The organism is Okeania sp. (assembly GCF_983059655.1).
This window is the reverse complement of the sequence record NZ_CEZPJD010000257.1, coordinates 1-9,849: the sequence shown is the minus strand read 5'-3', so window position 1 is coordinate 9,849 and position 9,849 is coordinate 1. Positions and strand designations below refer to the sequence as shown.

The 9,849-nt window shown below is 34.6% G+C and carries 8 protein-coding genes; 4 read left to right on the top strand and 4 right to left on the bottom strand.

Annotated elements, in window-relative coordinates; genetic code table 11:
- Window positions 1–193 precede the first annotated feature (193 nt).
- The 4 genes from AC3DU7_RS15600 to AC3DU7_RS15585 form a co-directional block, all read right to left on the bottom strand.
- Window positions 194–2,902 carry an ABC transporter substrate-binding protein gene (locus AC3DU7_RS15600; protein ID WP_488040246.1) on the bottom strand — a complete coding sequence of 903 codons (2,709 nt, stop codon included), beginning with the start codon at window positions 2,900–2,902 and terminating at the stop codon, window positions 194–196.
- 588 nt (window positions 2,903–3,490) lie between these two features.
- Complete coding sequence (locus AC3DU7_RS15595; RefSeq protein WP_488040245.1) at window positions 3,491–4,756, bottom strand: DUF1822 family protein; 1,266 nt, start codon at window positions 4,754–4,756, stop codon at window positions 3,491–3,493.
- A gap of 91 nt (window positions 4,757–4,847) precedes the next feature.
- Window positions 4,848–6,215, bottom strand: a complete 1,368-nt coding sequence (locus tag AC3DU7_RS15590) for a hypothetical protein (protein ID WP_488040244.1) — start codon at window positions 6,213–6,215, stop codon at window positions 4,848–4,850.
- A gap of 193 nt (window positions 6,216–6,408) precedes the next feature.
- The gene (locus AC3DU7_RS15585) at window positions 6,409–7,017 is read right to left on the bottom strand and encodes an efflux RND transporter periplasmic adaptor subunit (protein ID WP_488040247.1); all 609 of its coding nucleotides are present in this window, start codon (window positions 7,015–7,017) and stop codon (window positions 6,409–6,411) included.
- Window positions 7,018–7,530: 513 nt separating this feature from the next.
- Here AC3DU7_RS15585 and AC3DU7_RS15580 point away from each other — a divergent pair.
- From AC3DU7_RS15580 to AC3DU7_RS15565, 4 genes are all read left to right on the top strand, one after another.
- Window positions 7,531–7,731, top strand: coding sequence for a cyclic di-GMP-binding domain-containing protein, MshE-related (locus tag AC3DU7_RS15580; protein WP_488040243.1), 201 nt, complete (start codon window positions 7,531–7,533; stop codon window positions 7,729–7,731).
- Between the two features lie 189 nt (window positions 7,732–7,920).
- The gene (locus tag AC3DU7_RS15575) at window positions 7,921–8,658 is read left to right on the top strand and encodes a hypothetical protein (protein ID WP_488040242.1); all 738 of its coding nucleotides are present in this window, start codon (window positions 7,921–7,923) and stop codon (window positions 8,656–8,658) included.
- Between the two features lie 249 nt (window positions 8,659–8,907).
- Window positions 8,908–9,105: a cyclic di-GMP-binding domain-containing protein, MshE-related gene (locus tag AC3DU7_RS15570; RefSeq protein WP_488040241.1), complete on the top strand. Its 198-nt coding sequence runs from the start codon at window positions 8,908–8,910 to the stop codon at window positions 9,103–9,105.
- A 74-nt stretch (window positions 9,106–9,179) separates the two neighbouring features.
- Window positions 9,180–9,737, top strand: a complete 558-nt coding sequence (locus AC3DU7_RS15565) for a 3'-5' exonuclease (protein ID WP_488040240.1) — start codon at window positions 9,180–9,182, stop codon at window positions 9,735–9,737.
- The last annotated feature ends 112 nt before the right edge of the window (window positions 9,738–9,849 follow it).

Sequence of the window (9,849 nt, the reverse complement as noted above, 5' to 3'; positions counted from 1 at the left end):
ATTAATTAGGTGTAAAATTTTAGTATCAGTCATTTATGTTATCAGTTATCAGTGGGGTAATATAATAGAGTTGATTGTCATACAATGCATAGGGAAAAATGGCCATTTACCCCTACAATATAGACTCTTCTCTTTAATACTAAATAATACTGATGTTACCGGACTAGATATAATGCACTTATTAGAAAAAATATTAGTTAGAACTCGAACAATTCAACCCTGCATCTTCAGGTTTTGAATACTTCTCAGGAATAAATATGACGCGATCCTTATCCTGATTCGTTGTACAAGAAACAATCTTAACTAATTCCAAGGGTAGTTTTTGGCGATCGCCAGTCCCCGGTTGAAATTTAATTTCTCCTGTTACCCCGTCAACGCGGAAATTTTTGTCTGCCAATGTCTTCTGAATTCCTGAGTAAGTAGATTTTTCTCCATTTTCTTCAATTCCTTTGATTAGCACCTGAGCTGCGTCATAGCTTAAAGCTGTACGAGCACTAACAGGACCTCCCCAAAGTTGCTCAGTAGTCTGAGAAAAATAAGATTTTGGATTGCTTAGGGGATGCCAATTAATGGTGATAAGAAGTTTTTTCAAGAGTTGGGGTTGAGATATATTCAGGGTTTTCGGACTGTAAATTGATGAATCACCAACTATCCAGTTTTGACCATCATTTTCTTTGATGATTTCCAGAGCATTAGCAAAAGAATCAGTCACTTGCCCATCTGGGATGAGAACAATAGTTGATTTACCATATTTTCTGACTTTTTGGATAGCATTTTTAGCATTAAAATTAGACCGAGAAATATCAAATGAATCAATGACATATCCTCCTTTTTCTGAGAGTTTTTGTTTAAAATGTTTTTTGTAATCACTAGAATAGGGACTAGCAGGGTTATAAAAAATCGTAGCTCTATTTTGATTAATTTTATTCATTAAGACATCAACCATTGCTTCTGCTCGCAGCTCATTAGTTGCAATAATTCGGAAGAAAAATGGTCTAAGTGTTTCTGTGAGTTCAGAAGTGGCTGCACTAGGAGAAACTGATACTAATTCATTTAGGTTATATATATCTACAGTTGCCATCGTCATCTCACTAGTCCAAGAAGCAATAACACCCCGAATATCTGACCGTTTGACTATTGTATTGGCAACCTTTTCCGCCTGAGTCTCTAAGTTAGCATCATTGGCAATGATGATTTTTAAACCTTTTCCATTCAAGCTTTTCGGGTCTAGAAAATTTGCACCCGGTAAAGTCAAATTAGAAAATTTATTCTTATTGAATAAACTCAAGTTAACTTCCATTTGCGCTTGAGCTACTCCCCGCAAAATTTCTTCAGCAAGTTCTGAATCCTGTAAAACTGGAACTACAACTGCAATGGTATAGGGATTAGTTCCTATAGCTTCTAAAATTGCATTATTGAGATAAATTAAAGTTTCTGGATCTCTTCGTTCTGTCTTCCAACTTTGCTGAAAATTTTGAACTGCCTCTTGATAAATGTTTTTGGTGACAAAACAATCTCTCCACTGTTGTCGAATATGACTTTTCCAAATAGGTAGAAAATAATTCCAGGGTTTCTGGCATTGGGCAACTGCATCCACACCCCTTTGTTTGTCTCGTGCTTGAAATCGTTTAACTAGAATCTCCTCACCTTTACTAATGTTATCTCCAAGCATTTCAGGTTCAGGATAAAACCAACGACAAATTCCCAAAACACCAACGATCGTCAAGAAAAACAGAATTATATGCTGAGGTTTTATTGGAGGTTTGCCTGGAGGTTTAGGTTGAGGCCAATATAGTTCAGGTGTAGCAGGATTTTGGATGAGTACAGGCAGTCTAGATGCTCTTGGATAAAACAATTTATTGGGAATAGGAATTTCTAGTTGTTGTAAATGCTTCCGTGCTTTTCTAACTGAGGTGTGGAGAGGTTGCCCTTGGGTAAATTCTTCCAGGAAATATTGCAAAAAACGCCGTGCTACTAGATCGGGAACGGGTTCTCGCATCACAATCAAATGGGGAATATTAAAATCAGCTAAATATTCAGCAATACCCAGTCCATCACAGGAATTAAAAATTGCCAGCTTAACTTTTGGGGCAGCTTTCCTCAGAGCTTCTTTTAAACGATTGATTGGTAACTTTAAGGTACGATCAATATGAATATTCTGAGCGGAACTATGTCCTGCATAAAAAATAATATCCCAATTTCCTTGCCAAATAGTATCAAATAGTTCTTGAGGAGTCAGAGAATTTTCTCCATCTGGAATAGAGGTAATACTTGCCCCGTATTGTTGTAAATTTTCAATGAGTTCCCTATCTTGTTGCAGTTGTAATTCCCCCTCATTGCTCCCAAAAATTGCCAAAATATGAATCGGTTCCTCCAACATTTCTGTTGGTCGATTATATTCAGATAAAAGGGCAAATTCTGCTTTGGGTAAAAAATATGATTTCTCAAATAAATCCCAATAATCCCAGGATAGCTTACGCAGATAAGGATTTGATGTCTCGATAATCACTCGAACTGATTCATTTGGAGTTCTGTCTTGAAGTTGTCCTATAATTCGCGCTGTTATAGCTCCAAAGATAGGTTGCCCCAACCAATTTCTGACATTAGATTCTAGGGTGCGAGTGGCATTTTGACAGCCTTCTAAACTGGAGACGTTGGTAGTTTGCCCCTCTTGCATCTCTATTACTCGGAAGTCGGGAAACGAGTCAGGATCAATCTTTCCCAACTTAATATAAATGTTTCTCCATTCATCATAAACTCTAGGAAAATCTGGGTTAGGGGGCAATTGAGGACACTTGCGTTCTGTGGCAATGATTCTACCATCTTGCCAAAACTCCAGGGAAACAGGAAAACCTAATTCAAAACTGCCTTCTTCTATTTTGATAACAACTTGTCTTGTCATTATGATTAATTCATTACTTTAGCCTTAATATTATATTCGGTTCAATAGACATCTCCAAAAAAAAGGGAATAGGGAATAGGGAATAGGGAATAGGGAATAGGGGGAAAAATAATTGATGATTTATGGGTAAGAATTGATTGTCTTTTTGATTTTTGGAAATATCTAATAGATATCTCCAAAAATTTACTCTTTGTAGGTTGGGTTGACGACAGGAAACCCAACACCTAATCTTAGTAAACAAGAATATCAGACTTGTCAAACTTTTAAGATTTTGCACTATATTATTCTTGCAGACAAACATTTTCAGACATTGTTGTTGGGTTGCGCTACCGCTTAACCCAACCTACGATTTGATCGCTTTTTTATTTACTCTTTGTAGGTTGGGTTGACGACAGGAAACCCAACACCTAATCTTAGTAAACAAGAATATCAGACTTGTCAAACTTTTAAGATTTTGGGCATTGATGAATATAAGTGGTAAGTGGGAGCAGGCATCCTACCTGCGGTAAAAATATGTGGAGGCAGGCATCCTGCCTACGAACGGGCAAGATGTCCATTCCACAAAACATCAAAACATCACTTTTTTATTCAAATAATAAAGTGCTTTGTCACAGTAGCAGAATTAAGGCTAACTTGAAGACTAAAGCGATCGCCTGGATCGGCGGTAAATTTGAACTGAATATAATCATCTCGTTGTCTAGCACGAATTTCAAATATAGATTCCCCCATTTCATCTAAACCAATAAGTTTTAAATTTGCTGGTAAAAAACGTTGGTCTTGGAGAGGACAAACTCTAGAAAGAACAGCAAATCTTTGGTTGGATTTAGGTAAAATTGCTATCATTAGTGCCACCGGAACTCCTGCTAGTTGCATTCCTAGATCGATAGCGCGACGTACACCTGCTGCTGGATGACTAGGATCAATGTCCCACAACAATTCGGCAACTTGCCAGCGTGTTTCTTCATCTTCTGTTGTTTGTAAAATCTGTATGAGAGCTTTATTTACTTCTGTCTCTGAGAGTTCAGATTGAGATGAATCTGCCTTGATTTTGTCTCTTGGTCTTTGAGTGATTTGGAATTGTTTGAGAATTTTTTTAACTGCTTTGGGAGATAATTTTTCTGTTGTTTTATCTAAACTAAAAGCCATTTGTATAGTCGGTTTACGATTTCCTAGAAGTTCTTCTACTGGTTGCCAAGCTTCTGGTAAAATACCTTCTAACCAACTTGTTAATTTTTCCCAAGATTTTGATTCAGCTAAGGTATTTTCTGGAAGTTTAATAGCTACTGGACTCAAATATTTAAGATTTAAAATTAAGTGACTGGAGTCAGATTTTAGTTCGGGCAAAGAAAGGTAATAATTTCCTATTTTATTTTTTTTCAAAGACTGATTTATTGGATTTATTAACTGATCATATCGTATAAATCCAATTAAAATAGCTTCTTCTTCCTCTACTAATACCTGTATTAATACATAAAAATGGGCAGCAAAATCTGGAGAATAAATCATTTTCTCCGGAATTTCAATTCCTTCATTTACTATATTTTCATTTGTCAGTAAGCAGACTTTAAATCCACCCACTTCTAGATTGCTAATTGGTTCGGAACTGATAATTTGATGATGTGGCAGAGATTCAATTGGATTATCTAATGTTAAATGGCGATCGCTCAACCATTTTTTTAGTGCTAATAAACCCAAAATTTTCAAATAAGCTTGCCATTGTTGGACTTCGTTATTAAAGTTATTACTCAAGAGAGTTGCTTGCTGAAAATCTTCAGGTTCTAAATCAATAGTTTCTAATTCCAATTGTCGGCAATACTGTCTGTTTATTTGCTTAGAATTAGAACGAATATTCATATTTATTCTCCAGGTTATTGTTATAATTTAAAATTTGCTTATTGTGAAAAAAAGAATAATTAATGTAGTTACTTTAATATTTATTATTTTGTTAAATAGGCTGACTATATTTAAGATAATAGCGCATTTTTTCAGCGAACAGACTGGTCATCTTTTGGTATTTCCTTCCTGTAGAAATTTCCTTTGCGGCCTCTAGAAAAACAGTTTCATCTAAATAACGACTTAATAGTTCAATCAAAGAATCGAAAGCATTTGGATCTAAAACCCCTTGACTGGAATTTAACTCTGCTTTCTTTAACAAAATTTGCAGCATTTGCTCCATTACCTGTTCTCGAATTTGCTTCAGCAATTGCTTTAGTTTTAAAATTCGACTAACTTGAGATTGATTATTCATATTTAATTGTTTAGCTACTTCACTTTGAGATTTATTTTCACAATAAATTAGTCGTAAACTAGGCAAAAAATGAGGAACAAATTCACGATACCAGGCACTTTTTTGTAATTTCTGCAAACGTTGAGAAAGCACCCCCTCAATAGCATCCAGAATAGCTTGATCGCGATGTTCGTCTAGAAATTCAAGTTCCATTGCGGAAGCATTAGAGGGAGGTGAAATCTCAGTTGGATTTAACATTTGTTCCTGTAAAAACTGAGCAATAGTTTTCAATTGTTCAAGTAGTTCATCTGAAGAATTATATATAACTCCCCTGGGAAAAAGACGATCGCGCATTTCCTGAAGTTGATACTCAGAAGGTTCGGGACATTTGCCCTTTGCACCCTGTTTTCGTCTGTCGCGTCGATATACCTCATGAAAAGCTTCTACCACATCCTGTTCTTGAGGTGAAAGATTTTTAATTTGATAACGCTTAATCTTATTTAGTTTTGCCCAAGGAGTACTTAAAGATAAACCAAATTCTACCCATAGCCTTTGAGTAAGTTCTGAGTGGCGACGGGTGCATAAATTAGTCCAACCATAGAGTCCACCTTGATCGGGATTGAAACTTCTCAGAATTTCCTCCCAGAAATAGGAGTAAGAAGACTGAGAGTTTTCCTGAACTTGCTTAATATTTTTTGTCTTACCATCATCAGTGAGTACCAGGTACAACAAATCTCGGAGGCGAAAAGGATAGCGATCGCCAAATTGTTGAACCAGTTTTTGACAAGCATTAACAATGGCATGGGAAATATAGCAACGCAAAGAAAGTCCTGCTGTTATGCTCAAGGAGTTACAAGAAGCAGAATTTTGAGAACGAAAATAAGATAGTAAGGTAGCTTGAATTTTTCTGTCATCTTGAGAGGAGAGTTTTTTGAGTTCAGCAATAGACGGAAACCAGATTTGAAATTGTTTCTGAACAGGTAATAGTAACTCCTGTCGATATTCCCGGTGAAAAGCAGACACATCAGAGCTAGCTAAATCAATTTTGCATAATGTCCAGTAGTTCTTGGTGAAACCATTTTTCATCCTTTTTACACCTCCATACTATATTTTTAACCTTATTCAATTAGTATTAATGCTTATCAGCACTCACAATACATTTTCCTCAAGGTTCTATTGTACTCTAGTTTCTGATGATTTGAACTTATGCACTTCAAGGAGAAAGAGGGAGTTTTTCAGAAGTCCAGGGTTTTACAAATGATTGAAGATTGCTATACTTTTAAGGATTTTTTTTGTTCAAGTCTTGTTCTATTTCAACTATAGGTTGACCATTTTTTAATTTAGAAACATTCGATATGATAATTTTGTCTTCTAGTCCTAATCCTGAAACAACTTGGTAATTTTGACCCAGGATATTTCCTAATTTAACAGGTTTTTTTTCAGCTATTAAACTAGACTCTTTACATTGAGATTCTTCTTCTTGTACTACAAATACAAATGCCTGGTCACCAATCCTTCGGACGGCTGTTATTGGGATAAAAATGCCAGTCGTTTTTTCCAAAATTACTCTTACTCTTACTTGCTGCCCATCTCGAAAGCCATATTCTTGACTAGAAACTTTAGCTCCAACCAAAATAGTTTGAGTTCTCCGATCGGTTTCTGGTGAAATAAAATCAATTTTGCTAGTAGCTAATACCTTACCATTATTATTATCAATAATTTTTATAGGAGTTCCAATTCTAACTCTGGATGAATAATCAACTGGTATATCAACCTGAACATAAAAAGATTGGTTATCAATAACTGTAGTTAAATTTTCTCCTTTCATTATAAATTCCCCTTGATTAAAATAAAATTCACCTACTATTCCAGAAAAAGGGGCTTCAATTTGTTTACCATTTTTAAGCTTAATAATTGGATTTCCAACAATTACTTTTTCTCCAATTGAAACAAATATTTCATCGATTACACCTTCATAGTAAGCTCTAATACGTGCTTTTTTTTTGCAACAACTTGGGCAATATACTCTGTTGATTGGAATGTTTGTGTTTCACTGGGATTCACAATTTTTACTTCTACAAAACAAGGGTTTGATGTCCGCTTACAACCATAAGTGATAATGCTGGTAATCAAAGTAAGAATAAGAGTTGTAGTTAAAAATTTAGGAACTAATTTCATGTGAGGTTAAATAACTATAACTTAAGTTGGAACTTATTATAGCATTTTGATTGATTCATAGGATTTAAAATTTCAAGCTTCATCAACTAACTTTATTTTTATTATAGTCTCTGATGATTTCAACTTATGCACTTTTGAGAAACAATTAGCAGAACCTGCATAAGTTCGCCTTGATGGAAGCTAGTAGTTAATGAGCAGACCACATTAATTAAGGTGAGACACGATGATGAAAATAGGTGAAATTTTAATCCGAAGACAATTAATTTCGCAAGTTCAACTAAACCAAGCAATAGACATTCAGACTTCGTTGCATATGAAACTAGGAGAACTTTTAATGTTACAAGGTTTGATTCAAGCACAAAATTTAGAAGAAGCTTTAAAGGAACAATATTGGCGACAAAATGGTTATTGGATAATTGATTAAGCATCAATTTAAGATTAACAATTTCTCTACTGAGTTGACACGCTTCTTTCAATATCTCTCACCAACAATAGTTTTGTGCTTGAGCAGCTTAATAATTTATCAAAACTTGTATGACCTAACTAAGCCGGAAAATATAAAGCTGAAAGTACAAAATGTTTGACATGAAATAAACCGTAAGGATGATAAAGCATGAAAATTAAGAGGCTTATAAATAGTAGAATTAAACTTTCTTATAGTGAAGATTCAATTCTGATTAAAATCCAAGAAAAAAATAGAATTGAAACCTTTCCTTTTCTTTTAATGTACTGTTTTTTGTTTTTTTCGTTGCCTTTACTAAGGGAGTATTTAGATGCTCAGATGTTATCTTTGTTCAATTTACCAAGAGAGTATTTAGATTCTGATATTTCTTATATTTTTTATCAAATTTTCATTTTATCTACAGGTATTTTTCATTTAATATATGTATGGAAAGGAAAATTTGTTCTAAAAATAGATAAATTTTGTTGTACTGCAACATGGTCAATATTTAAAAATAAATACAAATCTATTACTATTAATTCTTCAGAAATTACTGATGTTACAGATATAGGTTTTTCTCTCATTATAATCAAATATGGTGATGGTAAAAAAATCAAATTAAATAATATTTTGATTACTACTAAAGAACGAAGATGGTTAGTTATAAAGATTAGAAAATTTTTAAACTTAAAACCTATCGCACTTCCCCAATGGAACAGAAAAGTAAGGTCTGGATATAGAGGTGCTGTTAGCTATGGTGATGGTTTTGGTGGTTTTGCTGACAGTGGTGGTGGCTGTGGTAGCGGTGACGGTGGTGGCGGTGACGGTGGTGGTGGTAGCGGTGACGGTGGTGGTGGCGGTGACGGTGGTGGTGGCGGTGACGGTGGTGGTGCTGGCTGTGGTGGCTAGGAGTGCATTACAGATAAGTTAGCACGCTTCTTTACAGTTGGAGATGTTGGAGAAGGGGACGAGTCCGTATTATTGGGGGCGTTTACTTTACAGGGTGAGTGGGAGTGAGACATCACCATTTTTATTATAGTCTCTGATGATTTTAACTTATGCACTTTTGAGAAACAATTAGCAGAAACTGCATAAGTTCACCTTGATAAAAGCTAGTAGTTAATGAACAGACCACATTAATTAAGGTAAAACACAATCATGAAAATAGGTGAAATTTTAATCCGAAGAGAATTAATTTCGCAAGTTCAACTAAACCAAGCAATAGACATTCAGACTTCATTGCATCTAAAACTAGGAGAATTTTTAATGTTCCAAGGTTTAATTAAACAACAACATTTAGAAGAAGCTTTAAAGGAACAATATTGGCGACAAAATGGTTACTGGATAATTGACTAAGCATCAATTTCAGATTAATAATTTCTCTACTTAAAGACTTTTTTTGCAAATCCTAATTATGATTCCTTAGAAATATGACTATTAAGTTAAACAAGATTATTGTTATTGATATTGAAGCTACTTGTTGGGAGACAAATCCCCCGCCAGACCAAAAAAGCGAAATAATTGAAATTGGGATTTGTATTGTTGATGTAGCTGAAGCGAAACCTATTGAAAAAGAAAGTATTTTAGTCAGACCAGAATGTTCCAAAATCAGTGAATTTTGTACCCAACTTACAACTTTAACTCAAGCAGAAGTTGACCGAGGAATTACTTTTTCCGAAGCTTGTTTAAAACTACGGAAAAAATATGAATCTTTACAACGAGTCTGGGCAAGTTGGGGCAATTACGACAAAAATATGTTTGAGAAACAATGTTTATCTAGGAACATAAAATATCCTTTTGGCATTAGACATATTAATGTAAAAAATTTGTTTGCTCTGATTCATGCTTTACCCAAAGAAGTAGGTATGGTAGATGCTTTAAATTTATTAGATATTCCCTTGGAAGGCACTCATCATAGAGGCGCAGATGATGCTTGGAATATTAGCAAAATTTTAGGAAAACTACTTTTACAAAGTAGGATAATATAAAATCTGGTTGAATAGTTATTGTATAGTTGGGAGTGGGGGAGATTAAATATTGAAGTAATTATAGAATTACCAACATATACTATATAACCGGATTCTATATTAGATATAGCAA